The following is a 15573-nucleotide window of genomic DNA, read 5'->3' as shown; positions in this document are numbered from 1 at the left end:
TTATAATTCATATTATTTATCTTGTCAATTAAATTTTATACGTCACTTCTTTCTTTTTGTCCTCTATGTGTAAACCAGTTGGGAATTAAAGAATCTTTCATTTTTTAGAAAGTCTTTTTCGAGCAGAAAACCAGTTCTATATGTGGACTCACTATTTTTTAGCATCCCAAATCCCTTATGCGCCACTGTGCCAGCCCCTTGGCTAAACGGCTGGCGTACGCCAGCATAACCCCCAGCCCTTTCCATTCCTATCTCTCCCGAACTCATAACAATCAAAAGAGGCTGTCCATCCATATGGGCAGCCTCTTTTTCTATTTCATTTCTTGTTTGCCGGAACCCGCCCAGCTTTCTCTTCAGCCTATTAGGGCTTGTTGGAAACACCGAAACCGCCGTCTTTTTGCCCATACACGGCCCCTTTCCGCGTCAAACATCCTCGCAAATCCGGAAAGCTGCCTTGCGGTTTTTCCTTGCAATAGACCCCTTCTGGGCAGTCTCTTCTATTTTCAAACAAGCCCTAGAGTCTGTTTTGAAATCGGAGAAACGCTGGCGCCTTTCCAGGATTTTTGATGCCGAAGCCACCATTTTTGAGCAAAGCAGATCCTGTTTCGGAGTTTTTAAACAGACTCTAGATTTGAAACACAAAAATAATGATTCCATACACCACGCTGGCCGTAATGCCAAACACCAGCACCGGCCCCGCCACGGTAAAGAGCTTGGCCCCCAGGCCGGTGACAAAGCCCTCGCTCTTAAACTCCATTGCTGGAGAGACCATAGAATTGGCAAAGCCTGTAATAGGTACCAGCACCCCAGCCCCCGCGTGCTTGGCAATATTGTCGTACCATCCCAGGGCCGTCAGCGTGGCGGAAATGAGAATGAGGCTTATGGAAACCGCCATGCGGGCCTGGGGCAGCTCCAGACCTAGATTTTGGTATAGATGGCATAAAAGCTGGCCCAAAGTACACACCGCCCCGCCAAAAACAAAGGCCAGGGCGCAGTCCTTGACCACTGGGGAAGAAGGGGAGGCATTTTTCACTCTTTGGGCGTATTCCTGCTGGGAAATGGTTTTCATGGGGAATTCCTTTCCTTTCCACTGAATGATCGTAACCTTATCATACGCCGCTTTGCCAGGTTTATGCTTTTCCTCTTATTTTTCTCTGATATTTTTAGGGCGGTCTTTTGCCCACAATTTTTCCGGAGCCGGTTCAACAAAAGACCAGGCTCCGGAGCGTCTCCAGAGCCTGGCTTTTTATCTCTCTATATGTTTATTCCCCAAAAGAACATATTGCCGCGGGCTTAGTTCAGCTGCTCCGCCATCCACGCGTTCAGCTTAGAAAGGCCCATGGTCTCGGCCTGCTGGTACAAAGTGTCCAGGGCTGCCTGGCATTCCTCCTCGGTCTCGGCGAAAATGGCTTTGTTGACTTCAGAATAGCACATATCGTTCAAAGAGTTCCACAGGTTTTGCATGTCTCCCTCTGTGGGGATGCACTTCTTCAGCTCGGACATCACCTTGGTGTGCTTCGACCCGTTGCGCAGGCGCTGGTAGTAGTCGATCTGGTCCGGGTCGGTAGCGGCCGCGTCCATAAAGGAGTTCTCATCGCCCTGGTCGCCGAAGATCCACACGCCTACGCCGAAATCATTCTGCCGGATCTTGCCGTTGGCCAGGCCGTCCCGGTAAGACTGGGTGGTCATTACGCCGCCGTCCTCGGTGTATTCCCAGTGTACGCCCTCAATGCCCCAAGAGCCCAGCTTGCGGCCCTCTTCGCCACGGGCCCAGGACATAAACCGAATGGCACTCTCGGGATCCTTGCAGTTTTTGGTGATAAAGGTGCCCGCCCAGCCAATGCCGGTATTTACACTGACCAGGGCGTTGTCGCTCAGGTCGTGGGTCAGCAGCTTCCAGCGGTAGTCGGTGCCGGCTTCCTTGGCCGCCACGTTAGAGGTCATCGCCTCGTCGGCGCTGCGAATCTGAATAAAGGTCTTGCCGCTGTTACGCACTTCACAGTACTTATCATAGCCATAGGTCATGGACTCGGGGGTGATCAGCCCTTCCCGGTAGAACCGGTTGAGAAGCTTGTAGTAGTCCTGAATGCCCTCCATGTTCAGGTAGTGGCAGGGCTTGCCGTCCTTGTCATAGCCCAGGCTGCCGCTGCCGTTAAGGCCCATCTGCTCTGCGAAGTACCACTGGTTGCCTTCCAGGGGCAGCAGGGGAATTACGTCTGGATACTTCTCTTTGCAGGCCAGCAGGGCTTTTTCCACATCCTCAATGGAATTGAATTCCGGGGAGCCAATGTCTTCCCAAATATCCAGGCGGTACGCCAGGCTGCGGGCTCCGCCAGAAATATAGGCTTCGCCTTTGTCAATGGATTCCTGGGATGTGTAGGCGTTCAATAGGGCGTAATAGTTGCCATCCGCCGCGGTGTTGGCCTTAATGACCGTCTCATTGGCATGAATGTCCACACCCGTGCGCTCTACCAACTCGTTGTAGCTATAGCATACGTCGGGGTCGCTAAGCATCGCCTGGCGGCCTCCGTTCTCTACATAGACCAGGTCTGGCAGGTCGTCGGAATTGATCATCAGGGCAATCTCCTGGGGGTCGGTCTCCCGGGTCACGTTAAAGCTCATGTTGGTCAGCTCTGTAATCTTCTGAGAAACCTCGTCGGTGCCCCATTTGTCCAGCCAAAACCAGGGAATGTCAATGAATAGGTCCAGGGTAACCGGCTCGTCAAACAGCTTGCCGCCCTCGTTGGCTTCCTTGGGGTCAGATTCCTCGCCGCTCCCCTCATCCGCCTTGGAAGAAGGGGTGCTCTCCTCTTTGCTAGGGACAGAACTGCTGGGAGCCGAGGAGCTTTTTCCGCTGTCGCTGCCGCAGGCTGCCAGGCAGCCCAGCATCATGGCCAGTGCCAAAAGCAAGCATATCAGTTTTTTCATTTTAATTTCGTCCTTTCTCTTTACTTTTTAATTGTTATGTGAACCCGGCGCGCCGCCGGAAAACCACCTAAATTTATCCCTTTACCGAGCCGATCATAACGCCCTTCACAAAGTACTTCTGCAAGAAGGGGTATACCGCCAAGATCGGCGCCACGCCCAGCACCATGGCCGCCATTTGCAATGACGTAGTCGTGCTTTCCATCGCCGAGGCCGCGTAACCGGCCGACTGGGCGTTGTCCATGGCCGCGGCGGCGGAAAACTTGTTGACAATCTGCATCATCATATAGGCCATGGGCCGCAGCTCGTCCTTGGTAACGTAGTACACCGAGTCCATCCAGGAGTTCCACTGCCCCACCGCGTAGAACAGCGCCACCGTGGCCAGGCTGGCCTTGGAGAGTGGCAGGGCGATTTGCAAAAACACCCGAATGTCTCCCGCGCCGTCCAGCCAGGCCGATTCGTACAGAGACCGGGGGATTGACTGGAAGAAGTTGACCAAAATCAGCATATAATACACCCCCAGCATACCAGGGATCACGTAGACCCAGAAGGTATTGATCAGCCCCAGGTTCTTAATGACCGCGTAGAAGGGGATAATGCCGCCCCCAAAGTACATGGTGAAAATGTACACCTTGTAATAAAAGCCCCGGAAAAGGATATTTTCAAAGGACAGGGCATAGGCCACCGCACTGGTGACAAACACACCCAAGAAAGTGCCCACCACCGTGCGGGCCACTGAGACAAACAGGGCGCGGCCCCAGCTGGCGTCGGAAAGCAGGGTGATAAAATTGTCCAAGGTGGGCCGCCGGGGGTAAAAGTACATGCCTCCCAGGGTAGAATCCATGCCGTTATTAAAAGCCTGTATAATGACATAATAGAAAGGATAAACAGTCACCAGAATGACAAAGAGCATAACCAGGGTCACAATGGTATCCATCACCCAGTCCCCCCGGGTACGCCGGTACCGCCGGCGCTTGCCCAGGGTCCGCCCGGTATTCAAGACATTTTCAGAAGTACCAGAACTGACAGACAGATCAGACATACTCACAACTCCTCTCGTTGGGATTCATGGGATTTAGTAGATAGAAGCGCCTGTTATCTTACGGCTCAGCGCGTTGGAAGAAAACACCAGTATGATAGAAATCACCGACTGCATCAGCCCCACCGCCGCGCCATAGTCGAACCGGAAGGAGGCCATGCCCACTTTTAACACATAGGAGTTGATGATCTCCGAATAGTCCCGGTTCAGGGTATTGCCCAGCATCATGGCCTGGTCCATATTGCCGTTTACCAGCCCCCCCAGAGACAGAATAAACATAATGATAATGGTGCCCTTGATACTGGGCAGGGTTACGTGCCAAATCCGCCGCAAGCGGCTGGCCCCGTCAATTTCCGCCGCTTCGTACAGGGTCGCGTCTATGCCCGATATGGCCGCTATGTAGATGATGGCATTCCACCCCATCTCTTTCCACAGCTCCGTGCCCACGGCCAGGCCCCAGTACTGTTTGCCGTCAAACAGAATACTTAAGGGCTCGCTAATCCACCCGGCCTTTAGCAGCAGCTCGTTTACCACGCCGTTTACCGAGCTGAACATGGTAAAGCACAGGCCCGAGACGATCACCCATGAAATAAAGTGCGGCAGATAGCTGCATGTCTGCACCACGCGCTTGAACTTGCTGGAGCGCACTTCGTTGAGCATAAGGGCAAAAAGGATGGGCGCCGGGAAACAAACCAGCAGCTTCAAAGCCGAGAGCACGATGGTATTGCGGATATACATGCCGCTTAGGGGACTGGCGAAGAACTCGGCAAACCACTTAAAGCCCACCCACTCGCTGGTAAAGAAGCCCATCACCCCAGAGGTAAGCTTATACCTCTTAAAAGCGATGATAATGCCCACCATGGGGATGTAAGCAAAGATCAACAGATAGATCAACCCCAGAATCAAAATCATGTGCAGGGCCCACTGCCGCTGGAAGCGTATTCCTTTGCTGATAGAACTGGTTTCCCTTGCTTTCATATTTTCTACCTCTCTTTCCGAATAGGATTCGGTTCACAGCCACGCCGCGCCCTGTCCTTTGTCTCCCGAACACTTCCGTCCGGCCTCCCCGGGACCAGCGGCGCTTTAGGCGTTCTTGCTTTCCTTTGCTGATATTATATTTCAAACTTACGAGAAAGAAAATGGCGATTTCCGTCAAGATTTATGACAAATATGGACAAGATATGAACTGGTTGTGAAATCAACTGGTTTATTGAACCATCCGGCAGAAAAACAGATTCAGTTTTACAGAAAAAAATCGCAAATTTTTTTCACAATCCATTGACAATGATTTTCTTATAATATTATAATAAATAAAAGAAACCGCTCCACCAAATGCGTCATCTGTGTGTAACTCACGGAAGCACGGAATGGCCCGGCCCCCTGAAAGGAGCCCCCTCCCATGAAACTGGTCGAATATTTGCGCTCCCACCTTCTGTGGAAGATGCTCTTTTGGTTTGTGCTTCTCCTTTTGCTGCCCTGTCTTTTGCTAATGGGCGCCTATTTTGCCGTAAACAACTACTATTTCGCCCAAGAGACCGCCGAGCTGGAGCGTTCCGCCCTAATACAATGCGCCAATTCCATTGAACAGGACCTGGAAACCTGCGCGGAGGTATTCCAGGTCATCCAGCGGCACAGCAGCTTTGTGCGCTTTCTAAACGGTAGATATACCACCCCCGCCCTTCAGCTGGCCGCTTATCACAGTGAATTTTTTAACATGTTTTCCTATGCGAAAAGCTTTTCTCCCTATATTGAGCATATACAGATCTATACCCTGCGTGACGGCCTGATCAGCATAGACAATAACGTATTGCCGGCTTCTCAGCTAGGGGAGTACGCCCTAGACCGCCATACCACCTATGGCTTTTGGCGCTACCAGCCAGAGGAGGACCGCTTTATCTACCGCAGGCTGTTGAGCAGCCTGTACGACTCTACCCCCGCAGGTGTGCTGGAGGTTATTTGCCGCCCCACCCTGGCCGGCCACAAGCTTTTGCGGTTTTCAGAATCTGTCTCCCGCCCGGTATATGCTGTTTACAAGGGAAAAGCCTACCGGGCGAAAGACGAGTCCCTGGTTCCTGCCCCTCTGCCGGCTGCTTCCCAGGAGAGCCTCTGCCTAGAGCTTACCGCCCTCTCCATAGAGCTGCGGGCCGATCAGCGCGTTCTCCAGCAGGAGGACCAGCACCCGGTAAACCTGCTCACGGTTACAGCCCTGGCAGGGGTGGGGGCGGTTATTGCCAGCAGCTGCCTTTTCTTCTTTTACATATTCCGGCTCTCCCGGCGCATTGTGCGGTTTTCACGGTACATTTCCATCTCTTTCACCCAGATTCCCGGGGCCTATACTGACCCCGGCCGGGACGAGCTGAGCCTGGTGGTGAAAAACTTTAACCAAATGCTGGAGCAGAACAGCGACCTAATCAACCAGATCAAGCTGGAAAAGCTGCTGCAAAACGAAATGGCCTACCGGGTGCTGCAAGCCCAGATTGACCCCCACTTTATCTATAACGCCCTGGAAAGCGTGCGCATGATGGCCGAGCTCCACGACGAGCCGGAGATTGCCGACGTAATCTTCTCCTTCAGCAAACTGATGCGCTACAGCTTTTCGGCCAATACCGGCCCCGCTACGCTGGAGTATGAGCTGGACATTGTCCGCCAATACCTGCGGGTGCAGAAGCTGCGCCTGGACGACCGGCTGCGGTATGACATCTTCTGCCCCCAGGAGCTGCTGGGCCTAAGCTGCCCCCAGTTTGTCTTGCAGCCCCTGGTGGAAAACGCCATCAAGTATGGCCGGGACCAGGCGCGCCCAGCCCTTTCCATCACTGTGCGGCTGAGCAGCGAAAACGGCCTGCTGACCGCCGCTGTGGAAAACGACGGCGCGCCCCTGGACCCGGAAAAGCAGGAAAAGATCAACCAGCGGCTCAAAGAAGGCCTGGACCTTTCCGGCCTGTCCTCAGGCACTGGGGTGGGGCTGGACAGTATTAACACCCGGATGCGGTACCTCTACCCAGAAAGCTTTTTTATGGAGCTTCTGCCCGGCCTAAACAACGGCGTGCGGGTGGTTATGACATGGAGACCCCAAAAGGAAGAAGGAGGACACAGTGAAAATTCTGGTAGTTGACGACGAGCGGTTGATCGCCCAAGGCGCGGCCCATGTAATCCGCCAGTTCGAAGGCCCCTTTGAGACGGTAGACATCGCCTTTTCTGGCCAAGAGGCCCTGGAAAAGATGGAAAAGCTCTCTTATGACTTAGTGATCACAGACGTGGCCATGCCGGGGCTCTCTGGCCTGGACTTGGTCCGTCAGGGAAAAGAGCGGGCTCTGTGCAACGATTTCTGCGTTCTCTCCGGCTACTCGGAGTTTGAGTTTGCCCGTACGGCCCTTCAGCTGGGGGTGGAGGACTACCTGCTAAAGCCTGTGGACAAGACAAAGCTGCGAAAAATGCTGGGGGATTTTGCCGAAAAGCAGAGCCGCCGGGGCCGTGCCTGCCGCCGGGAACAAGAGCACCTGCTGGCCGACTGTCTTTTCAGCTATGCCAATTGGGAGGCTGCGCCCTTGGAATCAGGCCCCGTGCTGGTCATTGTGATCGAAAGCCTCTTTCGGGGAACAAAATCCCTCTCCCGCCAAGAGCTAAAGGGCTGCTTTGGCGCCGGAGAAGCCGCTGTCCGTATGGTCCACCTGCGCCACCTGCCGGCCTTTGCCCTGTTTGGCCCGCCAGAGAGCCCCGGCCTGTCTGCGAAAAAGCTTTCCACAGCATTCCCCGGGCTGTCTGTGGGCAGTGCCCAAGGCTTGGCGGAAAGCGCCGCCGCCCTGCGCACCCTATACAAAGACGCCCTGCACGCGGCCCTATCGGCTCGCTGCTTTTTAGACCGCCCGTATCTAGAGGCCGGGGAGTTCCCCAGGCCAAATGCTCTGGAAGAGCTCCCCGGGGCGCTAAAAGCGCGGTTTGGCGCGGCAGTCCCTGGGGAGCGGGTGCTGCTGTACCAGATCTGCTGGCAGAGCCTGGCCCCGGCAGAGGCCCATACCCCCCGGGAAAGCGCCGCCAACCCCTATGTGGCCAAAATGGTGGAGCTGGTAGACCAGCGCTTTACCGAGGACCTGACCCTGGCCGGCGCCGCCAAAGACATCGGCCTAAACCCCGAGTACGCGGGCAAGCTCTTCCGCAGTGAGGAGGGCCAAAGCTTCTCCGAGTATCTAAACCGCTACCGCATTGCCCGCATTCTGGAGTGTGTGACCCAGGACCCCAGCCTCAGCTTTGAGCAGCTGGCCCCCTGCATGGGCTTTTCGGACCAGCGGAACTTCTACCGGGTGTTCAAGCGCCTGATGCAGACCACCCCGGGGAAGTACCGCTCGGCCATGCGGCTGGAGCAGGGCGCATAAAAAGACAGGGCCGCACGCTGGCGGTCCTGTCGGCTTTGCTTATCATGTGATACAGGCGGTGATAACTCGCTACAAAACCACTATCAATCAGGGATAATCTGTAGGCTAATCATCGCGCTGGTACCATTTTGCGTGTTAATGATATTTGGGCTGTAAACGCTGGTACGAAACCCCACCCTGGAATAGCTTTTGCCAATATGGCCTTCTATCCCATCTTCTGGGTATGCGTCCTTCATCCAAAATATGTTTTTCTGTGGCGTTGAATTCATATCAGAGACACCCAAATTGATTTTTGTGCAATTCGAAAGGCGCTGAATCTTCCCGTCAATATTCATTCCCCGGCTGTTCGATACGGTATGAAAAGGCGTAGTCATAACGCCCTCAACATATTTTGGCACATTTACAGAATATATCACCGGCGGGTATGCTACATTAGCCGAACAGGCTCAATAATAGCTTCCACAATACCGGCAGTGTCCCCTGGCTCTGCTTCGGGTTCCTCAATTGGGTCCCAGCCGGGGAAAAGTTCGGCAAAAGTAGGCATCTCATGCCATTCTTTTCTTCCATCATTCACAGCCACAAGGTAAGTATCTCCATTGTCCACATACCATTCCTTTACACTGTAAGCAACCTGACGGCGGGCGGCTAGAATTTCTTCTCTCTGCTCCGGGCTGGCTGTCTCGATGTCCGAATAAGCCAGTTCGAATGTTTCCGGGTCAATTTCCGCATCCGAAAGCATTTGCGGAATGGACTCGGCAGGCACTTGGGTGTAACCTTGTTGCGCCATTTTTTCCTGAATCCGCTGCTTTGCCTGTTGGCGTTCCAGTGTGTCAGGGGCGGCATCTTGGGCATATGCTACCACGGATACCACGCTTAACGTAAGAACCGCTGCTAAGAGAGCAACCAATTTCTTCATAATCGCTGCCTCCTTAACTTTTTCATCACACAGATCTTTTCACCTGTATCACTTCAGTGTGACGATACAATTTTTATACCCTCATTTTTCTAATTGTCAAGCACAATTTGGAATTCGCAACCACAATCTTACTAGAAAGGCATGGAATCCATCATGAACTATAGCGTCCCCTGCACCAACCCCACCCTGCACAAACTACAGCCCCAGGGCTATTTTGGCGCGGTCCTGGAGAAAAATATCCAGCGCTGGGCCCTCTCAGCCCTCTCCCAGAATCCGGGCATTGTGGGCCACCTGCTTCACGCCCCCCACAGGCTGCCCGCCCCCGGCCCCCATGAGCGCCCCCTGGTGCCCTGGTACAACGAGTTCCCCGGCAAGCTGCTTACCGGCATGGCTTTCGCCTACCAGGCCGCCCCCTCCCCCGGGCTGCTGGCCGCCGGCGACGAGCTGGCCGCCGCCCTTTCCGCCGCCCAGGGGCCCGACGGCTACCTGGGGGTGTATGACAAAGAAAACCGCTTTGGCGGCGACGGCGAGAACTGGGATCTTTGGGGCCACTACCACAGCGCCTATGGCCTGCTGTGCTGGTACCATGCCACCGGCGGCGTCAACACCCCCGCTTTAGAGACCGCCCGTCAGGCCCTGGACTGTGTGTACAACCAGTTCAGCGGCGGCGGCCGCAGCTATGACTCTGCCCAAAACCAAACCATGAACCTGGCGGTCAGCCACGGCTTCGCCCTGTTCTATCAGCAGACCGGCGACCCAAAATACCTGGACGCCGCCCTACAGATCGTGGACCAGGAGTGGCCCCTCTCTGGCGACTGGAAGGGCTTCGCCCTACGGGGCGGGGAATTCTGGCAGTCTCCCCTGCCCCGCTGGGAGGCCCTGCACACCATTCTGACCCTGGGAACCCTGTACGAAATCACAGGAGAAAAAAAGTATTTTCAGGCCCTTACCGCCATCTGGAAGAGCATCCGTAAAACCGACCGTCACAATACCGGGGGATTTTCCAGTGGTGAACAGGCCCAGGGCACGCCTTTTGCCACCGGGGCCATTGAGACCTGCTGTACGGTGGCCTGGATGGCCCTTACCACCGAATACCTGCGGCTCTCGAAAGATCCTCTGGCTGCCGACGAGCTGGAACTCTCCCTATTAAATGGCTTGCTGGGGGCCATGATGCCAGACGGCCGCGCTGTGTCCTACAACACCCCCATGTGCGGTGAAAGCCGAGACCCCTCTCAGGTGGAAATCGGCTTTCAACACAACCGGTTCTCTCCTGACTTCAACTGCTGCCAGGCCAACGCCTTACGGGGACTGGCCCAGGTCTCTCAATGGGCGGCCATGACCGCTGGCGGCAAGGTCTATGTCAACTACTACGGCCCCTGCCGCATGGAGCTGGAAACTCCCAAGGGCCGGCGCTTCACCCTGGCCCAGCATACCGCCTACCCGGCCAGGGGACAGGTTCTTCTTACCCTGGAAGAGATGGAGGAAGAGTCCTTTCCCCTCCTGCTGAGAATCCCCCTGTGGGCTGTGGGCACGGCTGTCTCTGTCAACGGACAAGCCCTACCAGGAACAGTGCCTGGGCGGTACTTCACCCTAAGCCGCAGTTGGCGGGCAGGGGACCAGATAAAGCTGGATCTTGGTATGGCGGTCCATGCCTGGCCGGGCGGCGAAAGCTTTTTGGGCGCAGCCTCGCTCTACTATGGCCCCGTCCTTATGACCGCGCCAGAACCCGCCGTGTTGAACTTTTCCTACATCCAGGCTAAAGCGGCGGCTGTGGAGGACCTGAGTTCCAGTGGTCAGGGCTGGCTGCGGTTCACTCTCCCCGAGGGCTGTGGCCCGGCAGTGCTTCGGGACTTTGCTACAGGAAGCCACCAGGGCGGCTACACCAGCTGGCTGCGGTTCCAGGACAGCGGCCGTTTACCCGGCGCTTCCGCTGGCCACCCGGATTGGTGCGGCGGCTAAAAGTTCGTAAAACCGATTCCATAAGGCTGCCCCGCAGTCTTTCAATCACAAAAAAAGGAGCCCAGCGGGGGACTCCTTTTTCTTTTTACGGATATGGGCGAGCGCCTTCCTGTGTAGTATCGTTCACGCAGTTCAAAAGCGGTGATACCTCTTTTGAACCTGCGGCACGGGTTTGCCCGCGCCATTCTGCTTAAAAACCACCATCTTCCATTTTCAAGCTAGCGCTATGCCGCTGGCTTAAAAGAAGCTTTTATCTCTTTTAAACTTTGTTAACGATACAACAGAAAGCCACCTTTTTTAGGGCAATACCGCAGAATTCTAAGTACCGTATTGCACAGTCAGATTTTTCTTCAGAGGGTACAGATTGAGCGCCGTCCATCTCACCATTGACCAGCGAAAGCTGTGCGCTATCACGGAAAATCTGCAAGCAAGACGGTGCTTAAGGCGCCACCCGCGAATGGTGCGGGGTTGCCTTAGATAATTTCCAGATAGTCCTTATCCGGCAGAGGCGGGAAAGGCGCGGCCGGCAGGGTTTGGTACCAGTACGCCACTGAGGCAATGTCGTCCTGCAAGGGCAGATACCGTTCGCCCTCTCGCCAACCCAAAGCCTGAATGGTTACCCGCAGATCACTTTGGAAGCGGATGGGGTCCGGAATATGCCAGCGGTACATACCAATGCGAGATTGGCTGGAAAACAGCCGGTCCGGCTCAATGACCTGGTGCAGCCCGGCATAGGGGGTCAAGAACTTCTTGTAGCAGTCGTGGGTATATGGATGCTCGAAGCCATAGGAGCCGCAAAAATAGTCCTCGGTCCCCGTGCCGCAGATGGTGGGATACTCGCTGTCCCCGTCCATATAAAATTTAATCTCCCCTTCGCCCCACCAGCAGGCGTTGTTCACTCCCCAGGCCAGGTAGGTTCCCACATAGTGGCCCTGGCCCTTTACACCGTCCAGAATGGTATAGACGGACTTATAGGGCAGGGGATTCACCCGGCGGAACTGGGCATGGAAGTAGGCCGCGTCCTCGGGCACCTGGGTAAGGGCGTAGTCGATCTGATAGAAACACATGACGTTTTCGGGGCCGATGTCCTCCAGGGTGATACGGCAGCTTTTGCGGAAGGGCATCTGCCAGTAACAATTATAGGCCAGCCCAGGGTTAATGCATACTGCGGCGGAGGTCAGCTGGGTGGGGTGGTCCCAGGTAGAGCAGAAAAAATCCCCCACCGGGCACTCTACCGAGGGGTTCTCCTCCCCGTCCCAGAAGAACCGGATAATCGAGTTCCGCCCCTTGCTGGTGGGCACCATCCAGATATGCTGGATAACTCCCGGCCCCTCAATATTGGCCAGCTCGTAGGTCTCACCCGGGGGAATAACCACATAGGGGTTCACCTTCCAGCCCTTGCCCAGGTCCCGGGCGGCGTGGCGGGCGCTGCCGTTTTCCAGCTCACAGCGGGCGCCCATGCCGGGTTCACCGGTGGGGTTTTCCGCGCTAAGAGACCGGCTGCGGGCGTCAGAGAGGCGGGTCAGGTCGCCCATACTGCCTATGATGCCATTGAAGCTCATTTTTAATCATCTCTCTTTCTTGATGAAATTTTCTTTCGTTGGCATCATAGTAGCATAGCCAAAAGAAGCTGTCAAGGAAAATTTTTCAGGAGGGGCCCCCATGCCGGTGCCGTTCCTGCCGCCAGCTGAAAGCAGAGTGCCTCCAGCTCTTCCACCGTGGCAGCCAGATACCGGGCGCCAGCCTCTTCCAGCTCGCCAGGGGCGGCATAGCCATATAAGACCCCAACCGCCTCTAGACCCCATGCCGCCGCCCCAGCTATGTCATAGCTGCGGTCGCCTACCATCACGGCCTCTGCCGGGGCCGGATTTCCCAGCCGCTCCAAAACTTCGGCAACTACCGCCGCCTTGCTGGGCCGGGAACCATCGTCGCCCACCACTACCTGAAATCGTTCCTCTATGCCCCGCATGGCTAGAATTCTTCGGGCGCCGCTCTCATTCTTCGAAGTAGCCACACCCAGCACCGCCGCCTGGGAAAGCCTCTTTAGCAGCTGCTCCACACCTGGGTAGAGAGGACTCTTATAAACGCCCCCTATCACATAATAGCCCCGGTAAATCTGAATGGCCCGGGCGGCCTCCTCTGGGCTCATGCCGCAAAGGTTCTGGAAAGACTCTGCCAGCGGCGGGCCCACAAACCGCCGGAGAAAGGCCTCCTCCCGGGGCGGCAGGCCCAGGTCCGCCAGGGTCTTTTGGATGCATTCCATAATGCCCGGTCCCGTGTCCGTAAGGGTGCCGTCCAGGTCAAACAGAAAGTACTTTTTCGCCACTTTCCGCCTCCTCCCCGCATACCAGCACCCCATAGGCGGGCATCTGAACAGGGCCTTCATATGTTTTTCCAGACAGCAGGTCGGTCATAGGGGCCCGGCATACAATGCTTTGGGCTTGGGCCGTGTAGTTTAGCAGGATGTGGTAGGACTCCCCCTCCTTTTGCCGCAGGGCGTACTCCACCTCCTGGGGCAGGGTGAAGGTACCGGCGCAGGCCTCGGCCAAACCAAAGTACTCCAGCAGCGCCGCAGCCATTTCCTCTGAGAATGCCGCCCCCACATACAGCGCCTGCCCCCTGCCCCTGGTTTTGCGCAGCACAGCGGGCTGGCCCGCGTAAAACTGGGACCCATACCGAGCGAGCACTTCCCCGTCTTGGGGCTCTAAAATTTCGTTCAGGTTGGGCATGGGCACGGTTCTGCCCAGCAGCTCCACCATGGTGGGCTCGGAAACCAGGGTGTAGTCCCGCACCGTGCCCCCCGCCAGACCCGTGGCAGGGCCGGGCGCAGGCCGCATGGGGCAGCGGCCGAACCCATCCTTAAAACCCGTCCGGGCTCCAAAGACCACCTGGCCCCCCTGTTCCACATACTGTTCCAGCAGGCGGCAGGCCGTTTCAGAGATCAGGGCGATGTGGGGCAGTACCAGCAGCCGGTAGGGCAGCAGCTCCTCCAGAGTCAGGTCCTCCCGCAGACACAGCAGGTCCATGGGGGTATGGGCCTTTTGGCAGACCGCGAACCAGCTCCCGGTGGAAACGCCCCCCAGGGGCCCGTGGAACACATCCCCCTCGCCGTCCCACTGGCTGGAGTAGTGGTAGCACACTGCCACCTGGGCCGTGTAGCGGCTTCCAGCCAGGCCCGCCGCCCGGGCGGTCTCGTCCCGCAGAGTACGCAGCTCCTCCAGCTGGCGGCTGTCCCGGTTGTCCCAGGGAAGGATGCCGTTCCAGTAGATCTCCATGCCCACCGGGCAGGTGCGCCACCGGAAGAAGCTGACAAAGTCCGCCCCATGGGCAATGGACTGCCAGGCCCACAGGCGCATCTGGCCTGGCTGGGGGCTGGGCTGGGCCATGCGGGTCTGCCAGCCGCCCCCGCCGGATTGCTGCTCCATAATGCCAAATATCGGAGAGACCGAGCGGGTCAGGGCCAGGTTTAAGCCGGTGGCCCGGTCCCGCAGGCCCTGGGTATTAGCTCCTAGGGAATAGGCAAAGTTGGGGTAGCTGTCGTAGGTGATAAAGTCCAGGACCTCCCCCACCAGCTCCTGGTAGTCCAGGTGGCCAAAGAGGCCGTTGGTGGTAATAAAGTCCCCGGGCTTCCGGTACTTTTTCAGGATGTCCGCCTGCATCTTAAAAAAATCCACGCTGGCCCGAGAGACAAAGCGCTTCTGCTCCAAAAGCAGGTGGGGATTGGGGGAATGGGCCAGGGTGGGCCTGGCCACGAAGATTTCGTCCCAGCTGGTGTATTCCTGGTTCCAGAACACCGTGCCCATGGCCTCGTTCAGGGCGTCCAGGGTGCCAAATTTCTCCTTTAGATAGGCCCGAAAGGCCACCGAGTCGCTTTCAGCGTAGTACATACTGGTCTCACAGTTGATCTCATTGTCAATCTGCCAGCCAATAATGGCCGGGTGGCTTCCGTAATGCTGGGCAATCTCCTCTACCACCCGGGCGCAGAGCTTTAAAAACACCGGCGCGGTGTGGTTGCAGTGGCAGCGCATGCCGTGGCGCACCAGAGTTCCGTCCGGGAAAGCGTTCAGGGCCTCGGGGTATTTCTCTGTCAGCCAGGCGGGAGGTGTGGCGGTGGGTGTGCAGAAGATCACTTTCATGCCCTTTTTTTCTGCCAGATCCAAAAAGCGGTCAAAGAAATCAAAGGTAAATACCCCTTCGGTTTTTTCAAACTTGCTCCAAGCGAACTCCGCCACCCGGCAGACCTTCACCCCGGCCTCCAGCATCCGGTCCAGGTCCTGTTCCCACATGGTTTCAGGCCAGTGCTCTGGGTAGTAGCACACCCCCAGGGTCAGGGCATTTTGATGAATGCAGTTGTCCATTTTACG

Annotated in this window: 12 protein-coding genes; 3 read left to right on the top strand and 9 right to left on the bottom strand. The window is 56.2% G+C overall.

The window, feature by feature from the left end:
- Window positions 1-63: 63 nt before the first annotated feature.
- The 5 genes from U8U68_RS01420 to U8U68_RS01400 form a co-directional block, all read right to left on the bottom strand.
- Complete coding sequence (locus U8U68_RS01420; RefSeq protein ID WP_322199075.1) at window positions 64-405, bottom strand: hypothetical protein; 342 nt, start codon at window positions 403-405, stop codon at window positions 64-66.
- A 220-nt stretch (window positions 406-625) separates the two neighbouring features.
- On the bottom strand, window positions 626-1069 hold the full coding sequence (gene spoVAC / locus U8U68_RS01415; RefSeq protein ID WP_322199074.1) for a stage V sporulation protein AC: 444 nt from the start codon (window positions 1067-1069) through the stop codon (window positions 626-628).
- A 224-nt stretch (window positions 1070-1293) separates the two neighbouring features.
- Window positions 1294-2928, bottom strand: a complete 1635-nt coding sequence (locus U8U68_RS01410) for a type 2 periplasmic-binding domain-containing protein (RefSeq protein WP_322199073.1) — start codon at window positions 2926-2928, stop codon at window positions 1294-1296.
- A 73-nt stretch (window positions 2929-3001) separates the two neighbouring features.
- Window positions 3002-3967, bottom strand: coding sequence for a carbohydrate ABC transporter permease (locus U8U68_RS01405; RefSeq protein WP_322199072.1), 966 nt, complete (start codon window positions 3965-3967; stop codon window positions 3002-3004).
- A gap of 33 nt (window positions 3968-4000) precedes the next feature.
- Window positions 4001-4942 carry an ABC transporter permease gene (locus tag U8U68_RS01400; RefSeq protein WP_322199071.1) on the bottom strand — a complete coding sequence of 314 codons (942 nt, stop codon included), beginning with the start codon at window positions 4940-4942 and terminating at the stop codon, window positions 4001-4003.
- A 421-nt stretch (window positions 4943-5363) separates the two neighbouring features.
- Here U8U68_RS01400 and U8U68_RS01395 point away from each other — a divergent pair, with 421 nt between their 5' ends.
- Both U8U68_RS01395 and U8U68_RS01390 read left to right on the top strand, forming a co-directional pair.
- On the top strand, window positions 5364-7076 hold the full coding sequence (locus U8U68_RS01395) for a sensor histidine kinase (protein WP_322199070.1): 1713 nt from the start codon (window positions 5364-5366) through the stop codon (window positions 7074-7076).
- Complete coding sequence (locus U8U68_RS01390) at window positions 7057-8334, top strand: response regulator (RefSeq protein ID WP_322199069.1); 1278 nt, start codon at window positions 7057-7059, stop codon at window positions 8332-8334. Before U8U68_RS01395 ends, U8U68_RS01390 begins: the two co-directional genes overlap by 20 nt.
- A gap of 427 nt (window positions 8335-8761) precedes the next feature.
- On the opposite strand, the gene U8U68_RS01385 is transcribed toward U8U68_RS01390, so the two are convergent.
- The gene (locus U8U68_RS01385; RefSeq protein ID WP_322199068.1) at window positions 8762-9250 is read right to left on the bottom strand and encodes a hypothetical protein; all 489 of its coding nucleotides are present in this window, start codon (window positions 9248-9250) and stop codon (window positions 8762-8764) included.
- A gap of 153 nt (window positions 9251-9403) precedes the next feature.
- On the opposite strand from U8U68_RS01385, the gene U8U68_RS01380 reads away from it, so the two are divergent.
- A complete protein-coding gene (locus U8U68_RS01380) occupies window positions 9404-11209 on the top strand; it encodes a beta-L-arabinofuranosidase domain-containing protein (protein ID WP_322199067.1) in 1806 nt (601 codons plus the stop codon).
- A gap of 473 nt (window positions 11210-11682) precedes the next feature.
- Here U8U68_RS01380 and U8U68_RS01375 read toward each other — a convergent pair whose 3' ends face one another.
- The 3 genes from U8U68_RS01375 to U8U68_RS01365 all read right to left on the bottom strand — a co-directional run bounded on the left by U8U68_RS01375 (window position 11683) and on the right by U8U68_RS01365 (window position 15567).
- On the bottom strand, window positions 11683-12771 hold the full coding sequence (locus U8U68_RS01375; protein WP_322199066.1) for a glycoside hydrolase family 172 protein: 1089 nt from the start codon (window positions 12769-12771) through the stop codon (window positions 11683-11685).
- Between the two features lie 71 nt (window positions 12772-12842).
- Complete coding sequence (locus U8U68_RS01370) at window positions 12843-13535, bottom strand: HAD hydrolase-like protein (protein ID WP_322199065.1); 693 nt, start codon at window positions 13533-13535, stop codon at window positions 12843-12845.
- Complete coding sequence (locus tag U8U68_RS01365) at window positions 13510-15567, bottom strand: beta-galactosidase (RefSeq protein ID WP_322199064.1); 2058 nt, start codon at window positions 15565-15567, stop codon at window positions 13510-13512. Before U8U68_RS01365 ends, U8U68_RS01370 begins: the two co-directional genes overlap by 26 nt.
- Window positions 15568-15573: the final 6 nt, after the last annotated feature.

The sequence above is a fragment of the Acutalibacter intestini genome (genome assembly GCF_034334985.1).
Taxonomy (GTDB): Bacteria; Bacillota; Clostridia; order Oscillospirales; family Acutalibacteraceae; genus Acutalibacter; species Acutalibacter intestini.
This window is presented reverse-complemented; position numbering and strand designations above follow the sequence as displayed.

What these genes read in the sequence shown, in the direction of transcription:
- U8U68_RS01365 (WP_322199064.1), bottom strand. Translation starts at nt 15,567, where the DNA reads ATGGACAACTGCATTCATCAAAATGCCCTGACCCTGGGGGTGTGCTAC.
- U8U68_RS01380 (WP_322199067.1), top strand. Translation starts at nt 9,404, where the DNA reads ATGAACTATAGCGTCCCCTGCACCAACCCCACCCTGCACAAACTACAG.
- U8U68_RS01375 (WP_322199066.1), bottom strand. Translation starts at nt 12,771, where the DNA reads ATGAGCTTCAATGGCATCATAGGCAGTATGGGCGACCTGACCCGCCTC.
- U8U68_RS01395 (WP_322199070.1), top strand. Translation starts at nt 5,364, where the DNA reads ATGAAACTGGTCGAATATTTGCGCTCCCACCTTCTGTGGAAGATGCTC.
- U8U68_RS01405 (WP_322199072.1), bottom strand. Translation starts at nt 3,967, where the DNA reads ATGTCTGATCTGTCTGTCAGTTCTGGTACTTCTGAAAATGTCTTGAAT.
- U8U68_RS01385 (WP_322199068.1), bottom strand. Translation starts at nt 9,250, where the DNA reads ATGAAGAAATTGGTTGCTCTCTTAGCAGCGGTTCTTACGTTAAGCGTG.
- U8U68_RS01400 (WP_322199071.1), bottom strand. Translation starts at nt 4,942, where the DNA reads ATGAAAGCAAGGGAAACCAGTTCTATCAGCAAAGGAATACGCTTCCAG.
- U8U68_RS01410 (WP_322199073.1), bottom strand. Translation starts at nt 2,928, where the DNA reads ATGAAAAAACTGATATGCTTGCTTTTGGCACTGGCCATGATGCTGGGC.
- spoVAC (WP_322199074.1), bottom strand. Translation starts at nt 1,069, where the DNA reads ATGAAAACCATTTCCCAGCAGGAATACGCCCAAAGAGTGAAAAATGCC.
- U8U68_RS01420 (WP_322199075.1), bottom strand. Translation starts at nt 405, where the DNA reads ATGGGCAAAAAGACGGCGGTTTCGGTGTTTCCAACAAGCCCTAATAGG.